Here is a 25,377-nt window from a genome sequence, read left to right on the forward strand (position 1 = left end):
TAAACAAAAAATCTCTAAAGCTAAACGCATTAAGCGTGATTCGCTAATAGCAAGCTAGATAACCATTTCTTTTCACACTTACTTTTTCTATGCTGATTGAGCTGTTTAGTTATCTCTGTAAGCGCTTCTTCCTTAGGACTCTCAAAGGCTGGATAGATTTCGTGACAATATAATAAATGGTATCCAATTTCACTTTCAACCACTGAACTGATCTTACCCGGTTGCATCGCAAACAATACATTATCTAGCTCAGGATATAACTGACCTCGGCTTACCGTTCCAACCACACCATTATTTAGTGCTGTAGGACACTCAGAATGTGTCAATGCCTGTTTAGCAAATGTATCAGGTTTATTAACTAACTTTGCTCGTAATGTATTGATGCGTGATAAAGCATTGCCCTTTTGATTCTCAGTATATTCATCGTTAATAGTAATCAAAATATGGCTGACGTGGCGGTGTTCAGGGTGCATAAACTGTTGTTTATTGTTTTCATAATAGTCTAACGCTTCCTGAGTGGTTGCCACCCTATAATTTTGACTCTGCGCATCAATGATTTTTTCACAGAGTAAGTCTTGATAAATCGCTTGCTGTAAATCTTTTTCAGTTAATTTTTGTGCCTTTAAGGATAACCTAAAGTTTTCTGGATGCTCAAATTGTGAAACAAGTTGTTCAAAAACAAAATCAATTTCTTCAGTAATCACTGAATGATCCTTTGCAACCTCACTACTTAATACCGCCATAATTATTTTTTGTGCGCCTTTTGCCTGCTGGGTTAATTTTGCTAAACAGGAGGCATCAACACTTTCAGGTGAGGTTTGATATTGTGCCCAGGCAAGCTTAATTAATTGGTACTGAAAATTAACACTTATATTTTCACTGACTGAAAAACTCATGCAAACCTCCCTAATTGTTGAGGTAAAGATTCATCAATTGCCAAAGCAGATTCAGGAATTAACCATGCATTCGTATTTAAGTCATTATCATTTACGAATGACACACGGTAAACCAGAGGTTTCGAATCATCTTTTAAACCTATAATAGTGCCTTTATTACCCGCTTCAACGATAATTTTACCTTCGCTACTTAATGACTGTAATGCAACAATATGGTCTCCCCTTTCAAACAAACGGTCTACCCAAGGTGCCTGTAAATCACTTAGTTCAGATTCACGGCAACCAACTGTGCACCCTTGCTCCATAAAATGCACCTGATAAATAACTTGATCCTGCAAGAACTTGCCTACTCCTTTAATATAACCCTCGCTACCTCTTCTGATAATTAACTCACCGCGATCGCTTCCCATAAAGGTGCCATCGTTTCTAATATTTTTAATTACTCTGACTTTTTCGCCATAATCAAAAGCAACATCCATTTTTGTTCCCCTGTTTGATAACTATATTTCTTAACCTATTATTTATGAAAACAAAGATGCAAAACACAGACCAAACAAATTAATCTTATTATTCATAACGTTAACATTATATTTTGTTGTTTATTTTGCAGGTATTGTCTTTCAATGTGGGGTTTGTTGGTAATCAAACATTTTTAGGGTTGTAAGAATTATATTGTATGTTTATGGCTGAAAATTTTTATTGATCCTTACGCCCTCCGAAATGAAACTCAAATTTTGCGCCACCTAGTTTTTCTGATTTTCCAACCGTTAACTTTCCGTGATAACTATCTACTAAATCACGTACTATGGCTAAACCAATACCATGTCCCTGTTGATAAGAATCGGCGCGAATACCACGTTTAAAAATACTTTCCTTTTGTTCATCACTGATGCCTTTGCCATCGTCTTCTACAATCATCACTAATTTAGAATGCTTATCGGTAATGGTTAATAAAACCTGTGATTTAGCGACTTTACAAGCGTTATCAAGAACATTGCCAAGGATCTCAGTTAAATCCTCTTGATCTCCTTTAAATATAGCTGTTGGATCAATATCTTGAGAAATTGATATTTGAGGTTCACAATAAATTTTAGGTAATGTTCTCACTAACTTATCACTGACTATGTTAACTTTCGTACCCAAATGCCAAGAAGCATCAGCGGCGACTCTGTGCGCGTTTTAATTGATGGCCAATAATACGGTTGATCACCCCAACCTGTTCAATAGACGATTGATTTAACTCCTTTTGACTTTGAATGACTGCCAGTGGTGTTTTTAAGCTATGCGCTAAATCGGAGAGCGCATTACGATAACGCTTACGTTGGTTTTGTTCAGTATTTAAAAGGGTATTAAGTTGTTTAGCAACAGCCTCTAGCTCCAAAGGATAACTTTCACTAAGTTGATTTGCTTTTCCTTGCTCTATAGAGGCAATTTCTTGCGTAAATTTAGCCAAAGGTTTTAATGTCCAGATTAACCAAACTATTTGAACGATTACTAATAAGGCCATTAATATTAATAACCAGGTCCATAATTGTTTTGAAAACTGCTTTATTTGTTGCTGTAAGTTAACCTGATCCTTAATAATATGAACGGTTATCAAAAATGGTTCTTGCTCTATTTTTTGTTCAAAGCGTGCACTAAAACTATTGATTAGATAACTTTTCCCCTTAGCATTGATCTCAGAAAATTCACTTTGACCTGTTTCTGGGTGAGTTAAATTATTTACTATTTGTAAACCTAATAAGGAAGCTGACTGCCATAGTACCTGCTTGTTTTGTTGAACATTTTCCTGTGTCTTAGAAGTTTCAATATTTTCATTTAGCTTTTTTTCTTCCAAGGAAGGTGAAGAGATCACTGCATATAGACCAGATTCAATCACATTAAATTGATTATCAAGCAAATATTCTGGCATAAGTAGTTTATTATTATTCACTTCTGCCACCGCTAATACTGAATAAATATAGGCACTTAATTCATTTTTGGTACGCTTTTAATTTGTAGCTTAAAGGCATCGTTTAAAGTAAAACCAATCAAAGGCATGAGTACTAAAATTAATAATAAAGCGCTAGTTATCAACCGCGCTTTAAGTGAATTAAAAATATTAACTGATTTTGCATTAACAGTGTTGGTCATGAAGTTCATCAATTTTCCGCTAATGGTCTTAGGCGATAACCTTGACCTCTTAGGGTTTCTATCAAAGTAAATTCATTTTCTGGATCTAGTTTTTTTCTTAAACGACGAATAAAAACTTCAATGACATTAGAGTCAAGATCAAAGTCCTGATCATAAATATGCTCTGTTAACACGTTTTTTGATTTTACTTCGCCGAGATGATGCATCAAAAATTCAAAAAGTTTGTATTCAGAACCGCTTAATGAAACTAACTGATCATCCTTTTTACTTCCAAGGTACTTATATTAATACTATAAGGGCCATTTGTTATTACTGTACTTGCTTTACCAGTAGAGCGACGAATTAAGGCATTTAATCTCGCCACCAGCTCTTCAGGATGAAAGGGCTTAGTCAGATAGTCATCAGCACCAGCATCAAGCCCTTCGACCTTATCTTGCCAACTATCTCGGGCGGTTAAAATTAAAATGGGAAAGCCACGTTGCTGTTTACGTAATTCAGTGATTAATGCGATACCATCTAATTTGGGTAACCCAACATCAATAATGGCGACATCATAATCATATTCACAGCCTTGGAAAAGCCCTTCTTCCCCATCGGATGCCATATCAAGTGTATAATGTTGCGAGGTTAAATGTTGTTTAAGGTTATTTTGCAAATCAATATCATCTTCCACCAACAGTATTCTCATTTTTAATTCCTTAGTGGTTATTCAACGTCTGCTTACTTGGCCTGTTTGAGCATCAACAGAAACATAAAATACTAATCCCTCCTGCGATATTAATTTAACACTATATCCAGAATGCCCATTAACTTGACTTGCTTCTGCTTTTAAGACTTTACCTTGATACTGACCTTTAACTAATTGTATCGCTTGATCACGACTGTTAACCACCAAACTGTTTGATTCTCCAGCCGCATTAACGGAAAAGGAAAACAGCAAACAGATTACCAGTGTTAAACGTGAAATCATTTTCATTAAAGTTACCTGCCTTTGTTAAATAAATTAAAACTATCCCCATGCCTCGCCAGTTTAGTTAATAAACAATTTTTTGTCATCTTTGTTAGTCTTTTTTCAAAGGGTTACATGGCATATCCATTGCCACAATCATTGTTTTAATGAGGGCGCACGTTAACACTAACTCTAATTTTATGGCCTGGACGTTGGTCCATACGAGTTTTGTATTGCTTACCATGATAACGATACCAAACATCATAACCGACCAGTTTTTCTTGATAACGTACATTTGTCACCACCTCACAATGGCGTTGATGACGATTTACAGGTCTATGCCTTGGAGTAGAATGATGATGTTGACTTATACCATTACCAACGGAAGCGCCAACTACTGCACCAATCACAGTGCCTAATTTTCTATCGCCTCGATTATGGCCGACCTTATTACCAATAACACTTCCGATCACGCCACCGACAATTGTTCCAACTAAGTTTTCATTGCGATTATTATGTGTATTGTGACTATGTACATTATGACGTACGGGTTCACTCCAACAGGTTTCCTGAGGCACTCTATGTTCCACCATTCGAGTAACTGGTAATACTTTTGTTACGCGAGCCCATTCAACACTTTGATGATGATTTCCCTTTGCCCAGGTAATAGGTGAAGCAAACAAAGAAATAATTAATGTTGGTAAAATAAACTTTTTCATAATAGTTAACCTCTTCAATTCAGTAATGACTACAATCTGTAACTTGATACTAAAGATAACTTAATCAAGCTGAACACAAGCTGAATGAAAATGAACAAATACGTATTTAAGGTTATTTTTTAAAGGGGCGCTTTTTTCTTGTAAATACTTTTTTCTTAGTGGTTTGTGGTAAACCTGTAAATTGAATCTCTTTAACCTGGTCAATAAGCCCCTGTAAATTACCCTGTACACCAGTGATAAAGGATTGATAACTCATGGCTTTACTATAAATGGATTCGAGTTGAGATTCCCATAAGGCAGTCATATCAGGTTGTGAAATCTGACGAGGTAAGGCGGTGATCAATTGTATACCAACTTCAGTGGCATGAATTTCTTTACCTTTTTTTATTACATATTCTCTTTTAAATAACAGTTCAATAATGCCGGCTCTGGTTGCTTCTGTGCCTAACCCATCACTATCTTTTAATATCTTTTTAATCTCTTGGTCTGTAACAAAACGAGAAATTCCCGTTAAAGCACTTAATAATGTTGCCTCGGTAAAGTGTTTTGGTGGTGTTGTATTTTTTTCTAACAGTTCACCGTTAATGCAATCAACCTGCTCACCTTTGGTTACCCTTGGTAAGCTTTTCGAAGAAAATTCATTTTCCTGTTTATTTTTGGTTGAAGTCGGGAATAAAATTTTCCATCCCTGATTTAAAACATCCTTTTGTTTGCTGATAAATAACCCCTGCTCAATCTCTGTATCTATCTGTTTATCAAGATATTCAAAGGCAGGATAAAATTGCGCTATATATTGTCGGGCAATTAATTCATAAATTTTTTCTTCGTTGGCCGTTAAACTACCCGATATTTTACTTCTTGAAGTAGGAATTATTGCGTGGTGCGCCCCAACTTTACTGTTATTCCAAACTCGACTCTTTATTGTTAGATCTGCATCCTTTAATAACATCGCAGATTTAGAAGAAATTTGACTTATAGTCGCGGTCACCGAAGCCACTTCCTTAAAGTGAGAAACGGGAAGATATTGGCAATCTGAACGTGGGTAGGTAATTAATTTGTGTTTTTCATAAAGTTGCTGACAAGTGTCTAAAGTTTGTTTTGCACTCATTGAAAACACTTTATTGGCGGAGATTTGTAATGCTGAAAGACTAAACAATAAAGGCGCAGTTTGCTTTTTTTCTGCTCAGAATAATTAACTATTTTACCCGGCTTGCCCTGTATTCTCTGTATCACATTTAATGCCAGTGGCTTAGAAATAACCCGATTATCATCGTCCATATATGGTTCACAGGCAACACTTGGTTTCCATTTTCCCTGATAGTTTTCTCCCTGCTTGGTGGTGATATTAGCAATCACCTCATAAAAGGGTTTAGAAACAAAATGCTTGATTTCAATATCACGATTAACGATTAGACCTAGGATTGGCGTTTGTACTCGACCGATAGACAGTACACCTTGGTAACCGGTTTTTTGCCCCTGTAGTGTGCAAAGGCGAGTCATATTTAATCCGTATAACCAATCTGCCCTTGCTCTTGCTAAGGCAGAAACAGCCAGAGAAACATAATCTTTATTGGCTTTTAAATTACTAATCGCTTTTTTAACTGCGGATAAGTTCATATCACTAATTAAACAGCGCTGTGCATTGGCTATTTTAGTTTTCGAAGCGCCACAATAATTGATCACTTCATCTATAAGAATTTGACCTTCTCTATCCGCATCTCCAGCATTAATAATGGTATCAGCTTGTTTAATTAACTTCTTAATCACTGATAACTGTTTTTTAGTTTGTGATTTGGGTGCAAGTTGCCATTTTGTAGGAATGATAGGTAAATCTGCTATCACCCACTTCTTATACTTTTGGTCATATACCTCAGGTGCAACCTGCTCTAATAAATGCCCAATACACCAAGTAACGACATCTCCGTTGCCTACATAAATACAACCATCTGCTTTACGATGAGGTTTTGGCAATGCATCAGCAATAGCACGCGCAAGGCTTGGTTTTTCAGCAATAAATAGTTTCATTAATAAAAATTCTTTAACTGTTTTTTTACACAGTAGTTAATTTAATAACTTATTTCAAGTAAAATAAGCTATTAGTTTGAACTGTTCATCGTAGCATTGGACTAACTAACATCATCTTCTTAACCATAGGAACTGACATGAGATTCATCATATTATTATTGTTACCTTTTAGTGTTTTCACTTTTGCTGAAGACAGTAAGTCAATTGAACAGACACCTCAGGAGAATTCAGCACAGTCCTCAGAGCCAACATGGGACAAAGCAAAAGACTCTAGTCAGGAAGCGCTTCAAAATGTTTGGGATGCCACTAAAGAAACTAGCAAAGAAGCATGGCAATCTAGTAAGGAAGGTAGTGCTGAACTATTAAAGAAAGGTAAAGAAACCACACAAGGCGCTTGGGAGTCGACTAAAGAAGGCAGTGAGAAATTATTAAAAAAGGGTCAGGAAAATAGTAAAAGTGCTTGGTCTACTAGCAAAGAAAAAACCGCTGAATTATGGGAAAAAGGTAAAGAAGGAACAAAAGAAACATTACAAGACCTAGGCGAAGGCACTCAGAAAGCTTGGTCTGCTGGAAAGTCTAAAATAAAATCATTATTTGAAGACGAAGAAAAAGCAGATCCCATCAAACCGATTGATGAGATCTAAACTGTACTAGTTTAAAGCGACTAATTGTTCTAACAAAGCTCGTTGTTGCTCTGTTAGTTCAGTTGGCGTAGGAATCACTACTTCATAAATAAGATCCCCTACCGCATTGCCTTTCATGGAAGCAATACCTTTGCCTTTAATTCGAAACTTTCTACCGGCCTGTGTACCCTCTGGAATTTTTATATTTAAGTAACCAGTAAAGGTTGGCACTTTTAAATTTCCACCTAAGGCCGCAGTAGTAAAAGGCGTATCTATCATGCAATATAAATCTAGCCCTTTACGAGTAAAGGTTTCATGTTCAAGCAAACGTATTTCAACTAATAAGTCACCATGAGGGCCACCAAGTGAGCCTGGATTACCCTTGCCGTTTACTCTAATACGTTGTCCTTCATCGATACCAGCTGGGATAGACACGTCGAGTAATTGTGGGTTATTTGGTAATTTTATTTGTTGTACACAACCTTCTACCGCCTTTTCTAAGGAAATTTCAATCGAGGCGATAATATCTGAACCTTTTTCAGGCTGTGGCTGATAACGTTGCTGTTGACGCTGGTTAAACATGCCACCAAATATATCATCAAAACCTCCGTGTTGTTGCCCAAAACCACCATGACGGGCATGACCCTGTCCATTTTCATCAAATGCACTGTGGCCAAAATCATCATACTGTTGGCGTTTTTCTTCATCACCGACGATTTCATAAGCCGCTTTCACTTCGCGAAAGTTATTAGCGCCCACAGGGTTTGAAGGATTACGATCAGGATGATATTTCATCGCTAATTTTTTATAAGCTTTTTTATTTCTTTTTCTGAGGCACTCTTACTTACACCAAGTACTTCATAGCAGTCTCTTTTTGACATTTGTTATTAATCTCGGAAATTATTAAATTGGAAAGGTTGCCCTAAATCAGCACCTCGAACCAAGGCCATTACTGCTTGTAAATCATCACGTTTTTTACCCGTTATACGTAATTCTTCACCCTGTATCGCAGTCTTGCACTTTTATTTTGTTATCTTTAATAAGTTTGATTATCTTTTTTGCTGTCGGTTGGTCAATTCCTTCTTTAAACTTAACCGTTTGTGACCATGATTTACCACTATGTGTGGCACTATCAGTATCCATAGAGCTTGCATCAATACCACGTTTAACAACGTGATTACGTAAAATATCTAATAATTGACGTAACTGTTTATCATGTTCAGAAGATAATTTAGCGACACCTTTTTCAAAACTAAAACTGGCTTCTACACCCCGAAAATCAAAACGTGTTTTAAGTTCTCGGTTGGCATTATCCACTGCATTTTTTAATTCAGATACATCCACTTCTGAAACGATATCAAATGAAGGCATTTTCTACTCCTAGCTAAACAATAAAATATGCGCTAAGTTACCAGAAATTATCAGCTGGTGCTATGTTATGATGCGTTTATAGGTTAATTTAAATGCCCTTTCAGCCACAAGCTGAGGTCATGACAACATCGCTAAATATTTTACGAGGTGAAAGGCAAGATGCAAGTTCAGAAACAATATGACTGGCAAATCATTGGCGCTGGCGCCATTGGTTGTTTATGGGCGGTAAACCTCATTCGTAGTGGCCAAAAGGTTCAGCTTATTACTCGAAAATCTTCCTTAGCGACAACAATCACTTACCAAAATTTGCAAGGTCTGACAAAAGACTACCCCTGCTCGTTAAGCAATCATTTGCAATATTCTAACGCCCCTATTCTAGTCTGTGTCAAAGCAACACAAGTTAAACAAGCCTTATTAGATCAAAAACAACAAATTAATAGCAAGCAAGTGATTATCTTAATGCACAATGGTATGGGAACGGCAGAACAAGTTGCTAATTTATTTCCCGACAATCCGATTATCTGTGCAACGACATCTAACGCCTGTTTAGTCAAATCTCCCTTTAATATTCAACAAACAGGTCTTGGTATCACTTATTTAGGCGCATTTAATGAACCAGCAAAGTCCTGTGATCATTTGCTTAAAGATCTCGATAATGCACTTGGAAATTGCCATTGGAATGAAAATGTTGAGCAAACACTTTGGTTAAAGTTACTTATTAATATCGCTATCAATCCGCTGACAGCTATTCATCAAATAAAAAATGGGGAATTAGCAGAAGACTCTTTTCAAGCGCAAATTAACACTATGCTCGATGAAGCATTACCTGTTTTACAAGCAATCGGATTGCTATCCGAAGACGCTTCAACAGAAAACAATGTTTTTGAAAGGAGCAATTTGCTCAACACGGTTAATGGCGTTATTCATGCAACATCTGAAAATTTTTCATCGATGAACCGTGATATTTATCATCAACGTTTAACGGAAAATGAATTTATTAATGGTTATTTATTAAAAAAAGCGTCACAACATAATATTGAAACGCCCTTAATTAAAAAACTCTATCAACAAATTGTTGCCTTAGAAAATAATTTAGTAACTCAGTTAAATACAAAATAAAAAGTTTGAAATTAAGCGAATAAAAAAATTATTCCTAGCATCTACGTGAGCTATTCACCGGGTAAACTATTTACTGGGAATAATGAAATATAGGTGTTTGCAAATGCGATATTAATAATAAGTTCTTAGCGTTTTTCTTTAAGCTAATATTAGCTTGTTTGATATTTGCAGTTTCTACCAATAACTCTTCATCTGTTGTTTCCATATAAGCAAACTGAATATTTGAAGGCAACATATTCCAACTACGTAGATCAGCAACTTCAGTCAAGATTGTCGCTATATTAATTAATGAACCTAAAAGCGGATCCTGTTGGCCACTTTTCTCAACGAGTTGATATTTAGCGACGGCACGTGTGGTGGTATATAACAAAATAGAGGGGTAATCTTTATCTAAATCTTCACGTACTAAGGTTTCCAAATTTTCAATTAACTCAGTAGTGAACTGCTGAGTTGCGTCAAATAATGTGGCATGAGCAACCGGCTTAGAGTAATCATAATAGGTTGGCATTGAAATACGAATAAGCTGTTCACCATTAAAACTAGGTACCAAAATCGAAGCTTGTTCTTTATGACTCACAACACCATCAAAAAACAGCGAATATACCTGTGTTTTATTGTTCTCATGAGAAACCGTTAATGGGCTATAACGTTTTGTATAAATCGAATATAAACCTTTAGGATCGACTTCATAACTCATTCTTAGTAGCGACTCTTTTAATCCCAAAGGAATGCGGATATTCCTTGCCATTAAAATTTCTTCAGTTTTTCGATAACTTATCAGCGCATTGGATTGTTCATTCAAAAATTCATATATAATCGCAGTTAAAAGATGTGCACTTGCAAGTTGCCCGGATAAAGAGTCTTTCACCACGAGCTTTTTCATCTCAATGTCTGCCTGCAGCATTTCAACACGAGCCGCATCAATGTCATGATTAAACAAATAACTCAAGGCAAGCATATTATGAACCATGACTCTATCGGTAGGATAGCCACTGTAACTGCGCAATGTTTCATTAACCGTACCAGCGATCGCATTTTCACTTATTGAAATCGCCGAGAGCGCTAACATTTGTTTTTTGGCTTTGCTTAAACTTTCAATTGCGCTGGTAAAATCAGCGGACAGAAATTGCAATAAGCCAAGGTTCAGTTGGTATTGAGCAAGATCTCTTTCTGGTGGTTCAATGTTTTGCAATTTTGACAGTACTTGCTGAGGACTTTGATAATTAAGCTGAGTTGCAAGTTCATTAGATTGACGATGTTGAGCCGTGCAGGCAGTCAATAAAAAAACAACAATGATAGATATGATTTTTTTCATGATCACCTAATTGAAAATATTGATGTTTAGATTTACCTAGTATTGCGAGTGTTGGTGACTTGTGCATACAAGCCACCAAGCGAAGACATTAGTAAGTTAATTTACTATTTTTGATTAACTTTTTAATTTTCTTTTGTCCAACCCAAACTTTACGATTATCTTTTAGGCTCACCATTTCAAGGTTAACTTGATAAAAGCGTACCTGTGTTTTGCCATCGACATCAATAATGGTATTGATTTGTCCCTGCATCATAAAATCAGCACCGTATTCCTGGCCCATTTCTTTACGAGTTGCCTCGGAAGCATTTAAATCTTGATCTTCACGTTCAGCACGAATTTCTTCACGTGTACCAGAAGACGCAACAAACTGCACATCACCAGAGTTAATTAACTCACGTTCCATATCAGCAACAAAGGTATTAGTGTTAATGTGTTCATGGCTCAAGTTACGCACTTTACCAACGATCACAGCAGGACTTTTTCCCTGTTCTTTATGAAAATTAGAAATCCAAGCACGTGACAATGAGTCTTCAATCATTTCCTGTGCAACAAGTTGTGAGTCAGTATCATTCCAAGCACCGCTTAAATCGACTTGTTCTGCCACATCTAAACGTTCAACAGAAGTAGAACAAGCAGTTAGTAACATTGCTGTTAACCCTATTAATAAAAAATTAGTTTTGATTTTCATTTGAAACTCCTGTTTTAAATAGAAATTAATTTACCAAGTGGCTGGCCACCTAACAAGTGAAGATGAATATGGTACACCTCTTGCCCACCATCACGATTACAATTCATAATCAAACGATACCCCGACTCATCAATACCCTCTTGCTTGGCAAGCATTTTTGCCGTGGTATACAATTTACCCACTAATACTTCATCCTCTACTTCAATATCATTCGCAGTGGCAATCAACTTATTAGGTATAATTAAAATATGTGTTTTTGCTTGAGGTGAAATATCACGAAAAGCGGTCACATATTCATCTTGATAAAGCATATCTGATGGTATTTCTTTATTGATTATTTTTCTAAATATTGTTTCTTCTGGCATGTTATTTCCTCAATAATTCTGTGTTGTTTATTATTATGATTTTTATTCTAATAATAATTTATTACAATTCAGCAATGGCACCTTTACCAACACCTTCATAGGCATAAACAGTCACACTGTCATCACCAACACGTTTTTTCGTCTGCTCACAAATATAATCAGCTAATTCCTCAACTGTTGTGTCTCGGGGTAATACTTCACAACGATGTGCTGGCATTAATAATTCAAAATACCCCTGTGGAGCATGGTAAGCACTACATAACTTATCAACATTATTACTTTTAACGATAAATGACAGATCGGTTCTTTCAATAATATCCTCTTGGCTCACTAAATAAATATCTTTCCAACGGTTAGCCCAATCCTGAACCAAGGAGTGGTTAAATTCGCCATTTATAAAAATATCTAATTTAGAACGATGCCCGTGAGCTATTCGCTGACAATTACCATTATGTTTCTTTAACCCATGGGTATAGTGGTAAAAAGGTGTCTCGATATTTTCACTGCGCAATTTAATGTCTAATTGGCCAACATTCTCTGGCGGCTTTAATAAAATAAGATCCTCAAGATAAGTTTCTAACACTTTCGCTGACACGACTTCACTTTCTAACAGACAGTATGCTTCATTTGGACATTTTAATTGAATATAACTGTTGTCATTTAACTTATAGTCAACTTGTGTGCGTTTTGGTTCGATAGTAACGAAACATTTAGATGATGCATGAGGTACAAGCGACTTATGATCAACCTCAGCATCAATAATCGCTTTAATTTGTTTTTTCACTTGCGAGAAATCCAAAATCATAGATTGCTCATTTAACGCGCCAGTTAGCGTGACATCTACAATATAACTTTCGCCAACAAATCCGCGTTGCGCATCTAAATAGGTAGCATCGATCACTGTTAAATCACGTACAAATAATTTCATTTAATTTTCCTATCAAGCTCGGTTGTAATACCTTTGTGCATTCGCAGATTAATGTGTTTTCTGACATTATGCCCAAAGGCCTTATCGATTGCGCTTTAAAACGGTTATTTTCTAAAAAGGTGGTGCGTTATCATCAATGATTTCATCATCTGAAAGTAACGAAGAAGCATCTCGCTTTAATTGCTCACGCAGATTAGGCGGTACGCCTTTAATGGTTAAGGTATCAGAGTCTGCGTCATATTGAATACGTTCACCAAGATGTTTCTGATCAAAACTAATACTTACTCCACCACCTTGACCAACATATTTAGTTAATTTACGCATCACACTGCGATCAGCTGGAAAGTTTTGCTCTAATTGATAATCTTCGCTAACAAAATCATAAAAACTACCTTCTAACTGAGGTGCTTCTTTTAATTGCTCAGCTAAAGTAGTTAATTCTATATCTTCGCCTTGTTTTAATTGTTCCTTACAATAATCAAAGGCAACTTCACGCACTTCTTGTTTTTTCTCAATTGGTAAAGCTTCTTTATCACAGAACTCTTCAACCGCTTTCATTAGAACTTGGTTTTGCACCTTGGCATCAAAACCTTCCTGTGCGCCCATAAAGTCTAAAAAGAAATCGGAAACTTGACGCCCAACTCTACCTTTAATAAAAGATAAATAACGATTCGATTCAGGAGATCTTTCTAATAAGGTTAAATCGATACGCGTAACCAATTGGATTTTACTGGTTTCCAAATGTTGACTGGTAGTAAGCTCAAGGTTTTCATTTACACTCACGGATTCGTTATTTTGTAATAACGCAATTAACAGGTAGTTACTTGCTGTCCAACTATATTTACTGAACAATAAAATGCCCTGTTCAGCGAAATCTTGTTTTTGTAATTCAGCTAATAGACAGTCAACTGCTGTCTGTGAAAAAGATACAAAATCTAACTCGCCTGCCATTTCTTTTTCTAGAGCACGTTGAAAAACTTGAGGTCTATCTGTTTCAGTGGGAAAAGATGCAAAAGCTTTGTTTGTTTTGCTCTGATAAGTACGATGTATTTTTGATAAGAACTCTTCGATTGAGGGAGAAATAGGCAGTTCACCCTCACGTTTTGTACACTGCAATGTGCCGTCCGTATCATAGTTAAGTGAATGTAAAATAATATTCATTGCCGAGATATTCATAAATAACGCCTAAATTTTAAAGAGAAAAATGATTATGCCACCAAAGCAACGTGCTTAAAATGTGTTTTATAAATAAAAACCATCAGCCTATGATTGGTATCTTTTGATGAGTCAGGTATTATGAGTTTCTTTATCAACAATACAGACAAATACTAATGCCAATAATTTCAAAATACTCAAACGAAAAAATAGAAAACATACTTGATGAAGTAATGGAAGTGCTTCATAAAAATGATGTTTCAGTTGATTTAAGCCTAATGGTTTTGGGTAATTCATTAACACACATAATCAATAGCCAAGTTCCAAGTAATAAACGTAAAGAAATTGGCGATAAATTTGTAACAGCATTTTCTGCTTCTATTAGCACAAAAGATAATTAATCAGATGGTTGAAACGGGTCATAAATTTCACGATAACGTGTCGCGCTTAGTTAACTGGGCGCATTGGTTTACTTTTTTAATATTATCTTAGTCTCCTTAATCAGTCTGCGTTATATCAAGTATGCAGGTTTATCTGATTCCGGCCTCGGCATTGCCTACCAATTTATTAGTTTAATCGGTCATTTCAGTTTTGTTTGTGCCATGGTATTTGGGGTTTTACTCTTTCCACTTGCTTTTTTGATCCCCATTCAGCGTTTATACCGTTTCTTCGCTATTTCTATTAGTACAGTCGCTGTCACCTTTTTAATTGTTGATACACAGATATTTAGACTTTATGATTTTCACTTAACCCCTCTGATATGGCAGTTCTTACAGCGCCCTGAACAGGTTGAACAAATATATTCAATCAACTTACATTACATTTCTATCCCAATTATTTTTGCCATAGAATTTGCCATCTCTTTCTTCGCTTGGCGTAAAGGTCGTCAAATACAAGCCAAGGGAATTGGCAAACCAATCGCGATTTTTCTTTTCAGTGCCTTCGTTATTACTCATTTAACTTATATATGGGCTGATGCAACACAATACCGTCCTATTACCCAACAAAAGTCCATGTATCCGCTCTCATACCCGATGACTGCGCGCACATTCTTGAAAAAACAGGGCTGGTTAACGGAGGATAATTTTGCACAGGATGTTGCTAGCCAACAAGGACAAAGTACTGCCTCTCTAAGTTACCCTAAGCAACCTTTAAGCTATAACAGTAACCAAGCAGATAAGAATATTCTATTGATTAGCATAGAAGCTCTGAGAGCAGATGTGTTAAATAAAAGTAATATGCCGTTTACCTATGCTTTAAGCCAAAAAGGATTGAATTTCACTCGTCATTTCAGTGGTTCAAGTAACCGTTCTCAGGGCTTATATAGCTTATTTTATGCCTTACCAAATCGTTACTGGCATGAAATAACCCTCAATTATGTACCACCTGTTTTAATCAGCAGATTACAGCAACAAAGTTATCAACTTGGGTTATTTTCAAGCATTGGCTTTGTTCATCCTGAATTCCTACAAAGTAGTTTCAGTAATATCGACCCTGCTCTATTACAAGCAAAAAATCATTCTGGTACAAACAGCGATATAACCAGAGGATGGTTAGAGTGGATCAAGCAACAAAATAATCAACAGCCTTGGTTCAGTTTTGTTCATTATCAACAAACTGGTGATGCATTAACCCTCAATGAGAACAACTTTAGTCTTGCTCAACGCAGTGAGAAAATGTCCGAGTATCAATATCAAGTGCTTAATATTGATCATAAAATTAAACTATTGGTAGAAGAGCTCGCTGATTCTGAAAAATTGCAAAATACTATTGTGGTTATCACTGGCGCGAATGGAGCATCCTTTGAAAAAGCCTCTTCCGCACAGGCGACTATCAACAATGCACATGTGCCTTTAATCATTCTCTGGCCAGATCAACAGCCTGCTAACATTACACGTATGACCAGCCATGTAGATATAGTTCCAACATTGATGGAAGGTGCTTTAGGGGTTGAAAATGATAGCAAGCAGTATAGTGATGGGCAGAGCTTATTTAATCATACTCCAAGACCTTATTTACTGTCTGGCGACATGAACAAATACGTGATTTATCAGGAAGATAAAATTACTCAATTTAATAATGATGGGCATATTTCCAGCATAACCTGGCAGGGAATTACATTAAATGAAAATGATATCGACACCACATTATTAATTGATGTACTAACAAAATTACGTCGCTTTAATGACTAAATATCAAAATTGTTAACTTAGTCAAAGTGACGATGAAATAATGTACTTAGATCAATAAAGAATAACTAACTAATGATAATGTAAAGAATATTCGATAATACAATATGCTTTATTAGAGCATGCAAGTGCTCATAATAAAGCAAAAAATATTAACGAATACAAATGCCAAGCACAAAGTAATTAAACTAATAATAGTGTAGAGCAAAAAAGTAAGTGGGGACACATAACGGAATATTATGTGCTAAATAACTATTTTTAAAGGGAAATAAGCATGGATTCAGTTTCATATCGCGTCACGGCAAGGCTTGAGACAAAGTTAAGTGGTATTTACGAAATTTTAAATAAAAAAGAAAAGGAAATTTCTCAAAGAATTAACCTTTATGTAAAAGACCATAAACACAATAACGCCCACCAAGCATTGTTGGTACATTTATCATTAAATGCTTTTGCAATGGCCGGCTTGTATTACCTATTTTTTTAAGACATCAAACTGAATAGCATGTAAAAATCCTTCAGTTTCCAGTAAAATCCCGCTTCGGTGGGATTTTCTATTCCTACAGCCCTGCCCATTATTTACAAATAAATTCCTATCTCGATAATAAGAAGATCTATTTTACTCCCTAAAGGCAGAATAAAAATTTATATTAATTTCATCTCTCATTAAATATTTATTCTTTTTAAATTAGAGATAAGCCATTAATTTATATTAAAAGAGATCCCAATCAAAATATTTAATTTTGCTATTTCACACATTTATTTTTCATCTGTAAATTACCTTGTATTACGATATTGCAATTTATAATTATCAATAAGGAATTTCATGAAATATTTGCCTTTGCTTGTTAGTCTTTCCGTTGCAATATTATCAGCCTGTCAAGTCACCCAAGATACAACCCCTTCTGACTCAGACACAATTAACAAAACCAGCACTGATCGGGCAATAGCAAATGCCAAGAAATTAATCACAGGCCAACTTGAAAATGGCATGACCTATGTCATCAAAAAAGAACCACAATTCAAAAATAAAGCCAGCTTACAACTTTTAGTGAAAGCAGGCGCTTTACAGGAAGATGAGAAACAACGAGGATTAGCCCACTTTGTCGAACATATGGCCTTCAATGGCACAGAAGACTTCCCCAAGAATGATTTAATAAATTATATTGAGTCCGCTGGTATGAAGTTTGGTCAAGGCATTAATGCCATGACCTATTTTGATAAAACAGTATACAGCCTTATCATTCCCACTAATAAGAGTGACCTATTTGAAAGTGGTTTCCAAATTATTGAAAACTGGGCACATAAAGTCAGCTTTGACCCACAGGAAATAGACAAAGAACGTGGTGTTATTATTGAGGAATGGCGTAACAAAGATAGTGCAAATTATCGTTTAGAATCAAAACATCTATCTGCACGCTATGAAGGTAGCCGATATAGTCAACGTTATCCTATTGTAGGCGAGCTTGATGATATTAAATTTGCTAAAGCTGAAGATATTATTCGTTTCTATAAAGAATGGTATCAACCAGAGAATATGGTCATACTCGCCATTGGTGATTTTGAACCCTATCAAGCCATGCACTATATTAATAAATATATTGCAACTATCCCAGCATCTAAACCTAATAAAAAGATCCATCAATACCCTCTTAAAAAGGATGCAGAACCTATTATTAGTATCCAGACGGATCCCCAAGCAACAATGACCTTAGTAAGTTTTCAATTAAATAAACCTTATAAACCGACACTAACCTATAAAGATGAGTTAGAAAATATTAAACAACTAGTATTAATCAATCTACTTAATAGAAGGTTAAAAAATGCTATCAGAAATAATAATATTGCTACCATTAATGCCAAAACTAAATTTCAAACAACAATAGGACAAGGTTTCGCTTTTAATATTTCAGCAACCATTAATCCGAAAGAATCCCAGCAAGCAATAAAAGGTTTGCTAGCAGAGTTATACCGACCGACCCAAGATGGATTTGATAAACAAGAATTGGATTTAATAAAATCCGCCTTAAAAAACACTCTTACAGACCGTAGAAAATCAACTAGTTTGTTAACATTAAGCAGTAAATACATCCATCATATTATGAATGATGAACCTTTATTCGATAATCATTCCATTGCGACTTACCGCTTAGAAGCAATTGATAAAGTAACACTCGACGATATTAATCGTTTTGCTAAACATTGGCTTACTCAACAACAAAACCGCGAGATTTACATTTCAGCCCCCGATTCCGATTTATCTTTACTACCTACACAACAGGAGCTTCTTAGTTTATGGCAACAGGCAGAAAATGCCAATTATAGTCCCTATCAACAGGAACAAATAATAGAAGAGTTAATGCCACACAAACCCTCTAAGGGAAATATTGTTAAACGAGAATATAATAAACTCTATCGTAGCCATCATTGGACACTCAGTAACGGTGCAAAGGTTATCTTAAAGAAAAGAGGTTCTAAAAAGAATGAGTTATTATTTCAAGCCATAAAAGAAGGTGGTTACTCGAAGCTAGATGATGATACCTATCGAAAAACAATCTATTCAACTAATTTTATTGATTATATGGGAGTGTCTGATTTTAATATAAATACTTTAAACACATTTTTATACGACAAAAACATCAAGCTATCCAGTAACTTCAACTCATTGACAGCAGGTCTAAAAGGCTCAGCCTCAGCAGATTATTTAGATACTTTTATGCAACTGGTTTACCTAAAATTTACGCAACAAAGAAAAAGTGAGCAGGACTTTAATTCCTTAATAGCAAGTAAATATTCTCAAATGGAAAAAAACAGTCGTGTGCCCTTAGCTAAATTAATTATGGAAATTAATGCACAAAAAAATAAATATAACCCAAGATACATAGAACAATATGACCCAGCTATACTTAACATGATTGATTTCGAATTAAGCTTCAAAAATATCAGCAACGTTTTGCCAATGCGACTGATTTCACTTTTACCTTTGTCGGTAATATCGATTTAAAAGAAATGGAAGAACTTGTTACCACTTATATTGCTAGTTTGCCAAGTTCAGATAAGCAGTCCCCTGAACAAAAATTACATGTAGGTAAACATAATAAAGGTCATATTGAAGTCCATTTAAAAAATGGGTTAGACCAAAAAGCATTTGTTTTACTTGAAAATAGCGGAGAAACGACCTGGAGTAATAAAAACAAAATATTATTTGAAATGGTAAAAAGTACATTGAATGTTTTACTAAGAAATAAAATTCGTGAACAGCTAGGAGGAACCTACAACATTTCTGTTAAAGGAAAATTAAACAATCAGCCTGAGCAAGAATACATTCTTTCAACACAGTTTTTTTGCGAACCTGAGCGAGTAGATGAGCTAGTTAATGCTGTCCAAAACGAATTACAACGTATTAAACTTGAGGGAATTAACCAAAAGTTATTAGATAATTTTAAAAAGCAACAAAGTATTGCGAGAAAACATATGCTATCTAATAATAAATATTGGTTATATAAATTGAGTAAACTTGATGAAGAATCAATGTTTGATCTCAACAACAAGCTTTATAATAAGACATTAGCAGAAATCACAGTAGCACAGGTAAATCAGGCAATGAATGCATATTTAAACTCAACAAACAGTGTGTACGCCACTTTATTACCAGAAAACTCGCCAGTGTTATTGGCAACTAAACTGAAACAAACAAAATAAAGACTGTAAATTGACATGACTAAACGCGATATAATTAAAATAATTAATGAATTCACTTCAATAGAGCAAGCACTCGATTATTTTGAAATTAGCTATGAAAGTAGTTTCATTAATGAATATCGCGACCCTTTAACTAAAAGCTTCAACGGTTATCTCATTTTGCAAAAACCCGATGATTGGTTTTCAGCAAGGCGAATACTAAAGAATGCTTATTGTAAAGTTCAACGTGGGCGGTTAACCAAACAATCAAGATCGGCCTGCCGAGGCTGTACAAGCTGTGAAAGGCGTTAAAGCTTAATAACAACTATCAATTAACCATATAAGCATTTATCAATTGACATAAGTAAAATGTCATTAATTTTCGTTAATGTGTTACATAAATAAGATTATCTGTTGCAAATCCACGTTCTTTTGACATGCTTACAAACTTTTCATTAATTTCAGCACTGACGCTTGGTGTTCTCGATAATAACCACAGGTAATCAGAGTTAGGGCCTGATACAAAAGCATATTGATAATTGATTTGATCTAATTCGAAAATGACATAGGAGCCATAAAAAGGCCCAAAAAATGACACTTTAAGGTAACCTTCATCTTCTGCATTCACAAAATATGCTTTTCCCTGAGCTTCTTTCCATTCTTTTTTAGTGGCTGAATAACCACGATTAGTAACTAAAACTCCACCATCTTTTTTCAGACTATATTCTGCGCTGACTTGACTTAGCCCCTTTCAAAAGAGTGATCAAGACGAGCAATTTCATACCACTTTCCAAGATAATTATTGATTTCAAAGTTAGAAATTGGTTTCACCAAATCAGGCATGCCTAAACAACCATTAAGTAATAATAGGCTCAATAATGATATTAAGATTCGCACACGCATAATAATTTCCTAATGCTTAAAACCTACTGTAATCTATTACAATCCGAGGCGATGATTCATAACTGTTTTAACATCCACACATCACAACCATTATGGATAGTACCATCTAAAGGTTTAGGTAAATGTTTAAAATCTAATTTTTCATATAACTTAATAGCTGATTGCATATTACTTAAAGTATCAAGGTAACAGCTTTTATAACCTTTCTGTTGCGCATAAGCCAAACATTGTTCTGTGAGTTTTATACCGAGTCCCAAACCACGGCTTTCTTTGCTTATAAACAATTTTCGCAATTCACAAATATCTTTATCGCCATTAAAAGTCGCAATACCACAGCCCCCAACAACTAATCCATTTATCGTCGCTATTAAATAACAACTATTACTGTCGTCACTATAATATTGACTCATTGCCTCGACTTCAGGATCTGAAGGGCCAAAACCGTCTCCAATAGCACCGAATTCTTTACCCACGCTTTTAATAATAAAACACATTTTTTGATCTTGTGATGGATGAATGGGTTGGATTTGATAATTCATTAATAGATACCTTCGTGTGTTTTGCAAACAGAATGCTTTTTAAGTTTTAAATTTTTATCCAATTACCGAAATTGAGTTTTTTTATTAGTTAACCTATAAAAACTAGTGTACAAAAACCAACGCACAATTGTAGTGTTTATGTTATTGCAGTCTTTTTTGTCGTCTTTGTACGTAATCTATTTTACTTACTTAATTATTAAACGGCTAGCAAAAATACTTTATCTTATTGATTAGTAATGAATAAAAATCTATTGAAAGCAAGATTCACTAACAATGAATTTTATTATTGAAGTTGGCATCAATGATGCTATATAAATATTATTATGGAAAAACCTACCATAATCGATATTAATAAATCATAACTAGCATTAGATAATTCACAAAAAGTTTAAAACACGGAGAGATATTATGAATACCAATAAGATTAAAACTAGCATCACATTTAAAACTTCATTGTTAAATGATTGTACTAACCATTTAGCTTTTCAGCTTGATAATAGCTCTCTGAAAAAACAAAGCTCAGAGCATAAAGTAGATTCATTATATGAATCACCTTTAAATGAAGTTGTAACAACTGAATTTGTTCGTGGTTATAACTAATATTTTGCGACAAGCTTTGTGTTTTGCAAAAACAAAGGCTAGGTATATTTAGGTATCCTTTAATATAAGTTTATTCTCGTATGGCGATGGAATATCCATAGATTTGATCTTAATAATAACCAGGTACAAGCCATATCGTAGCCTCATCTTCTCTCTCTGTCAGAGTTTCGAATTTAGCAAACTTTGACAGGAGTAAGACTGTTATCAGATACATTTAACTTAAAGAAAGGTTTTTTAAGTTATCGACTCTAACAGTAGATAAAACCAAATCTATTCAATGAATTGTATCAAATAATTTGAAGCTCTTAAGCTAAGTAATTCACCGCAATAAAAACTGACAATAAAAATCTTATTACGCTCTAATGGTACTATGGTGCATTTCGTTCAGAGGGTTGCGTCTTAAAATCCCTTACCAGTTTGTGAGGATCAACCTGCAGTCGGTGTTCTTTTGTCGCCTGTGCCCACCAAATCAATTGATTAAAAGTTCGGCCGAAATAATCAAACCAAGAAGCTTGATCCTGAGCCTTTGCAGAGCCATCTTCCGCAAAAACATCCTGTGCCTTGGGTACGTGTATCATTGCAGAAACAGGCAAACAGCCTAATTCCGAAAGAAATGTACGCATTCCGACAGCCGCACGCATCCCACCCCACTGGCCTGCGGAATAGGTAACAATTGCACTTGGTTTATATGAGAATAAAGAACTACCAAAGTGGTTAAGAAGATTAGCAAGCGCTGGACTCATCGAATGATTATATTCGGGGCTGATCATAATAAATCCATCGGCTGTTTTTATCTTTTCTGCCAACAGGTTAAGCTCTGAAGGAACCTTACTCCGTGGGTAAGCAAAATGTGGTTTGAATATGGGGTCTAGTGGCAGATCCAAAGCATCAACCAATTCTACCTCATATTCAGTATATCGACTTTGTAAACATTCGAGCACTGCTTTGCTAACCCGAGCGCCTAAACGGGCCGGTTTAGGAGGAGTACTATCTCGAACTGTACCTAAGAAAACTAAGAATTTCATTTGGAACTCCAGATGATGTAGTGTTATTCGAGGGTTTAAATTATTGCTCTGATAGCCAATGTGACAGAAAAAATAAACATTTTGTTGTTATAAAGTAGGCAGAACAATTTATTGCACACAGGAGCGTATGTCTCGAACTACTGCACAGAAAAAAATCGAAAGGCAAATGTAATGGCAGATACGATCCAAAATCCATAGCTAATTAAAAACATCGGAGTTGATTTGTAAATGCCTTTAAGTCCAAGTAAATTCTTATCAATATCATCTAGGTTATATAATCGAGCTTCCTTTGAATCCCCTTCAAGCACTGAAGCCTCTATATCTGCCCGTAAAGCTTTTGAAGCTTGAACAGTAGAGATATCATATTTTTTATCTTTTGAGACTTTAGATGAAAAAAACACCAACACAATTAGCAAAGCAAAGATTTGAATAATTTTTTGATCAACGCTCCAACAACCTAATGTTGCAACAAATAGCCAGATTGCTTCTAAATTAAGAATATTATAACGGCTTGAAATTCGAGCACGTAAACATTCGATTCTATCAATAAACTCTGTTCGTATTTCCTCGGACATTATTATAATACCTCCATGTTTTATAAGTAGCCTAACGAGGCTTCTGAATGTCTAGTTAATGTAAAACACATTAATTCACATTTACTTTTGATTCAAATAGATTGTTCTGTTTTCAATCATTTATTGATTAAATTGAATTGTGAATGCGATTATTAGGCTGGATTATTGCGGTTTAAAAGGGTTACCGTTGGTAGCGCTATGCGATTCCTTAACTTGTCATTGTAATTAGCAACAATATGAACAACACAAATTATTTGTGCTCCCAGTGTATTGCAAAATGAAGAAACCTGGCATTCATGGCTTCATTCTGGCTCGAGGTATTTGAAATGCTTTAAGCATTTTATCTAGCTCTATAAAAAAGAGAAAACTCATAAACCACAATAATCATACAACAGAATTATAAAACCTATTTTCCAGTCGCCTCACGCTTCTCGAATTCCTTGCGCACATTTTCACAACCAGTAGCAAAAACAGGAGATTTCTTTTTTATACTGTCACAATGGAGTTTCTTCTCCATTAATTCGGCTTTGCTCAAAAGCAAAGATACTTTCCTTCTGAACATGAGCTCAAAAAAGCAACTATAAATGTAAGTAATAGAGCTTTTATATATCTCATATTGCATCCTCCGCGTGTTTATCTTGATATAACTGTTTGTTTACAAGTGTAAGTATATACGCTGATAATTTTTTTAAATGAAATAGTAACTAATTTTTTGAAAATTGTGCTTCATTTAGATTTTTCGAAAAACTCTGCCATATAAAAATATTGGCATCACATTTTATAATCTGGAACTCATTGAACCTTTAAAATAAGCACACAAGCATCGCTAAAGCGACTTTTTAATTAGCCCTAAATGCTTATTATATTTTTATGTGTAACTATCTAGGTCAATCCCATTTTCTTTTAGTACAGCTTGTGTCTGTAGTTTCTTCTGCCCAGCTGAAACAGCCATCACTTTTGCGACAACCTCTGATATTTCACCTTTCACTACATTTTGTTTTTTAGCTTGCCCTAAATAGTAATTGGTACAAGGCTTACAATTCAGAGCGATAGCGTAGCCTAAACCAACTAACACTTCCGTTTTAGAATCTAAAAACTCATTTTCATGTGTTGAGGAATAAAATTCACCGTACTTTTCTTGCTGTGCTTTAGTAAGCATAAATATATCCTTTTTAAACTGACAGAAACTTATGGAAGAACGCCAAAAGGGATTCTGAATATGGGCACTCTATCAATTACTTTTCATTTCGCCGTTGCCACTCTAATGCAACATCTCCCATCGTTTTATGACTTCCATCTTTTATCCAAGCCATAAATTCACGATTAAAAGTAAAGTCTGGTCCACAAATGTTTTTTAAAAAACGACGTACATTTTGAGTATTTTTATAAGACTTAGTTACTGGTGTATTTGATGTAATTTCATCACTATGCCAATCAAAATCATTCATAAAAATATATTCTCCATCAACGTATAACAAAGCTGTCGATTTTAGTGTTATTGCAAAATCAAAGCACAGCACTCATTGCCTTTCTTAATCTTTAAGCTTGCACAGAGTTCTGAGCGCCCTTCTGCAAGTATTAA

At 35.2% G+C, this 25,377-nt stretch carries 23 protein-coding genes and 5 pseudogenes; 8 read left to right on the top strand and 20 right to left on the bottom strand.

Annotation, left to right across the window (positions count from 1 at the left end; all coding sequences use genetic code 11):
* Window positions 1-29: 29 nt before the first annotated feature.
* From nifM to ACLKMH_RS16050, 7 genes and pseudogenes are all read right to left on the bottom strand, one after another.
* The gene (nifM, locus tag ACLKMH_RS16020) at window positions 30-896 is read right to left on the bottom strand and encodes a nitrogen fixation protein NifM (RefSeq protein WP_413699046.1); all 867 of its coding nucleotides are present in this window, start codon (window positions 894-896) and stop codon (window positions 30-32) included.
* Window positions 893-1,375 carry a nitrogen fixation protein NifZ gene (locus ACLKMH_RS16025; RefSeq protein WP_413699047.1) on the bottom strand — a complete coding sequence of 161 codons (483 nt, stop codon included), beginning with the start codon at window positions 1,373-1,375 and terminating at the stop codon, window positions 893-895. Before ACLKMH_RS16025 ends, nifM begins: the two co-directional genes overlap by 4 nt.
* Before the next feature lie 217 nt (window positions 1,376-1,592).
* Window positions 1,593-3,029 (bottom strand): annotated as a pseudogene (locus tag ACLKMH_RS16030) (ATP-binding protein).
* A gap of 8 nt (window positions 3,030-3,037) precedes the next feature.
* Window positions 3,038-3,717: pseudogene (locus ACLKMH_RS16035) on the bottom strand (response regulator transcription factor).
* A 21-nt stretch (window positions 3,718-3,738) separates the two neighbouring features.
* Entirely contained in the window at window positions 3,739-4,005 is a 267-nt protein-coding gene (locus tag ACLKMH_RS16040) for a PepSY domain-containing protein (RefSeq protein ID WP_413699048.1), read from the bottom strand.
* 137 nt (window positions 4,006-4,142) lie between these two features.
* Window positions 4,143-4,697, bottom strand: a complete 555-nt coding sequence (locus ACLKMH_RS16045; RefSeq protein ID WP_413699049.1) for a glycine zipper 2TM domain-containing protein — start codon at window positions 4,695-4,697, stop codon at window positions 4,143-4,145.
* Between the two features lie 112 nt (window positions 4,698-4,809).
* Window positions 4,810-6,722: pseudogene (locus ACLKMH_RS16050) on the bottom strand (DNA topoisomerase III).
* A 137-nt stretch (window positions 6,723-6,859) separates the two neighbouring features.
* On the opposite strand from ACLKMH_RS16050, the gene ACLKMH_RS16055 reads away from it, so the two are divergent.
* Window positions 6,860-7,366: a hypothetical protein gene (locus ACLKMH_RS16055; protein ID WP_413699050.1), complete on the top strand. Its 507-nt coding sequence runs from the start codon at window positions 6,860-6,862 to the stop codon at window positions 7,364-7,366.
* A 6-nt stretch (window positions 7,367-7,372) separates the two neighbouring features.
* Here the strand turns inward: ACLKMH_RS16055 and ACLKMH_RS16060 are convergent, their stop codons facing one another.
* Entirely contained in the window at window positions 7,373-8,140 is a 768-nt protein-coding gene (locus ACLKMH_RS16060; protein WP_413699051.1) for a DnaJ C-terminal domain-containing protein, read from the bottom strand.
* 92 nt (window positions 8,141-8,232) lie between these two features.
* Window positions 8,233-8,716, bottom strand: a pseudogene (locus tag ACLKMH_RS16065) (YajQ family cyclic di-GMP-binding protein).
* A 159-nt stretch (window positions 8,717-8,875) separates the two neighbouring features.
* On the opposite strand from ACLKMH_RS16065, the gene ACLKMH_RS16070 reads away from it, so the two are divergent.
* Complete coding sequence (locus ACLKMH_RS16070; protein WP_413699052.1) at window positions 8,876-9,835, top strand: ketopantoate reductase family protein; 960 nt, start codon at window positions 8,876-8,878, stop codon at window positions 9,833-9,835.
* 70 nt (window positions 9,836-9,905) lie between these two features.
* Here the strand turns inward: ACLKMH_RS16070 and ACLKMH_RS16075 are convergent, their stop codons facing one another.
* The 5 genes from ACLKMH_RS16075 to yejK form a co-directional block, all read right to left on the bottom strand.
* Window positions 9,906-11,150 (bottom strand): COG3014 family protein, encoded by a 1,245-nt coding sequence (locus ACLKMH_RS16075; protein WP_413699053.1) that lies wholly within the window; start codon window positions 11,148-11,150, stop codon window positions 9,906-9,908.
* 88 nt (window positions 11,151-11,238) lie between these two features.
* Entirely contained in the window at window positions 11,239-11,838 is a 600-nt protein-coding gene (locus tag ACLKMH_RS16080) for a penicillin-binding protein activator LpoB (RefSeq protein ID WP_413699054.1), read from the bottom strand.
* Between the two features lie 14 nt (window positions 11,839-11,852).
* Window positions 11,853-12,203: an HIT domain-containing protein gene (locus ACLKMH_RS16085; protein WP_413699055.1), complete on the bottom strand. Its 351-nt coding sequence runs from the start codon at window positions 12,201-12,203 to the stop codon at window positions 11,853-11,855.
* 61 nt (window positions 12,204-12,264) lie between these two features.
* Window positions 12,265-13,131, bottom strand: coding sequence for a 6-carboxytetrahydropterin synthase (locus ACLKMH_RS16090; RefSeq protein WP_413699056.1), 867 nt, complete (start codon window positions 13,129-13,131; stop codon window positions 12,265-12,267).
* Window positions 13,132-13,242: 111 nt separating this feature from the next.
* Window positions 13,243-14,307 (bottom strand): nucleoid-associated protein YejK, encoded by a 1,065-nt coding sequence (gene yejK / locus ACLKMH_RS16095; protein ID WP_413699057.1) that lies wholly within the window; start codon window positions 14,305-14,307, stop codon window positions 13,243-13,245.
* 155 nt (window positions 14,308-14,462) lie between these two features.
* On the opposite strand from yejK, the gene ACLKMH_RS16100 reads away from it, so the two are divergent.
* The 5 genes from ACLKMH_RS16100 (at window position 14,463) to ACLKMH_RS16120 (ending at window position 20,174) form a co-directional block, all read left to right on the top strand.
* Window positions 14,463-14,687, top strand: a complete 225-nt coding sequence (locus tag ACLKMH_RS16100; RefSeq protein WP_413699058.1) for a DUF1414 domain-containing protein — start codon at window positions 14,463-14,465, stop codon at window positions 14,685-14,687.
* 63 nt (window positions 14,688-14,750) lie between these two features.
* Window positions 14,751-16,478, top strand: a complete 1,728-nt coding sequence (locus ACLKMH_RS16105) for a DUF3413 domain-containing protein (RefSeq protein WP_413699059.1) — start codon at window positions 14,751-14,753, stop codon at window positions 16,476-16,478.
* Between the two features lie 271 nt (window positions 16,479-16,749).
* Window positions 16,750-16,959, top strand: coding sequence for a hypothetical protein (locus ACLKMH_RS16110; RefSeq protein ID WP_413699060.1), 210 nt, complete (start codon window positions 16,750-16,752; stop codon window positions 16,957-16,959).
* 339 nt (window positions 16,960-17,298) lie between these two features.
* Window positions 17,299-19,476: a M16 family metallopeptidase gene (locus ACLKMH_RS16115; RefSeq protein WP_413699061.1), complete on the top strand. Its 2,178-nt coding sequence runs from the start codon at window positions 17,299-17,301 to the stop codon at window positions 19,474-19,476.
* Window positions 19,398-20,174: a M16 family metallopeptidase gene (locus ACLKMH_RS16120; RefSeq protein WP_413702371.1), complete on the top strand. Its 777-nt coding sequence runs from the start codon at window positions 19,398-19,400 to the stop codon at window positions 20,172-20,174. Before ACLKMH_RS16115 ends, ACLKMH_RS16120 begins: the two co-directional genes overlap by 79 nt.
* 364 nt (window positions 20,175-20,538) lie before the next feature.
* Here ACLKMH_RS16120 and ACLKMH_RS16125 read toward each other — a convergent pair.
* Window positions 20,539-21,056, bottom strand: a pseudogene (locus ACLKMH_RS16125) (lipocalin family protein).
* Window positions 21,057-21,112: 56 nt separating this feature from the next.
* Complete coding sequence (locus tag ACLKMH_RS16130) at window positions 21,113-21,595, bottom strand: GNAT family N-acetyltransferase (RefSeq protein ID WP_413699062.1); 483 nt, start codon at window positions 21,593-21,595, stop codon at window positions 21,113-21,115.
* 408 nt (window positions 21,596-22,003) lie between these two features.
* Here ACLKMH_RS16130 and ACLKMH_RS16135 point away from each other — a divergent pair, with 408 nt between their 5' ends.
* Complete coding sequence (locus tag ACLKMH_RS16135) at window positions 22,004-22,195, top strand: hypothetical protein (protein WP_413699063.1); 192 nt, start codon at window positions 22,004-22,006, stop codon at window positions 22,193-22,195.
* A 368-nt stretch (window positions 22,196-22,563) separates the two neighbouring features.
* Here the strand turns inward: ACLKMH_RS16135 and ACLKMH_RS16140 are convergent, their stop codons facing one another.
* From ACLKMH_RS16140 to ACLKMH_RS16155, 4 genes are all read right to left on the bottom strand, one after another.
* A complete protein-coding gene (locus tag ACLKMH_RS16140) occupies window positions 22,564-23,220 on the bottom strand; it encodes an NADPH-dependent FMN reductase (protein WP_413699064.1) in 657 nt (218 codons plus the stop codon).
* Between the two features lie 137 nt (window positions 23,221-23,357).
* The gene (locus ACLKMH_RS16145; protein ID WP_413699065.1) at window positions 23,358-23,795 is read right to left on the bottom strand and encodes a hypothetical protein; all 438 of its coding nucleotides are present in this window, start codon (window positions 23,793-23,795) and stop codon (window positions 23,358-23,360) included.
* A gap of 868 nt (window positions 23,796-24,663) precedes the next feature.
* The gene (locus ACLKMH_RS16150) at window positions 24,664-24,954 is read right to left on the bottom strand and encodes a carboxymuconolactone decarboxylase family protein (RefSeq protein WP_413699066.1); all 291 of its coding nucleotides are present in this window, start codon (window positions 24,952-24,954) and stop codon (window positions 24,664-24,666) included.
* A 76-nt stretch (window positions 24,955-25,030) separates the two neighbouring features.
* Window positions 25,031-25,315 (bottom strand): DUF6434 domain-containing protein, encoded by a 285-nt coding sequence (locus ACLKMH_RS16155; RefSeq protein ID WP_413699067.1) that lies wholly within the window; start codon window positions 25,313-25,315, stop codon window positions 25,031-25,033.
* Between the last annotated feature and the right edge of the window lie 62 nt (window positions 25,316-25,377).

Origin of the sequence: Psychromonas sp. KJ10-10 (assembly GCF_047323245.1) — a bacterium.
Lineage (GTDB): Bacteria > Pseudomonadota > Gammaproteobacteria > Enterobacterales > Psychromonadaceae > Psychromonas.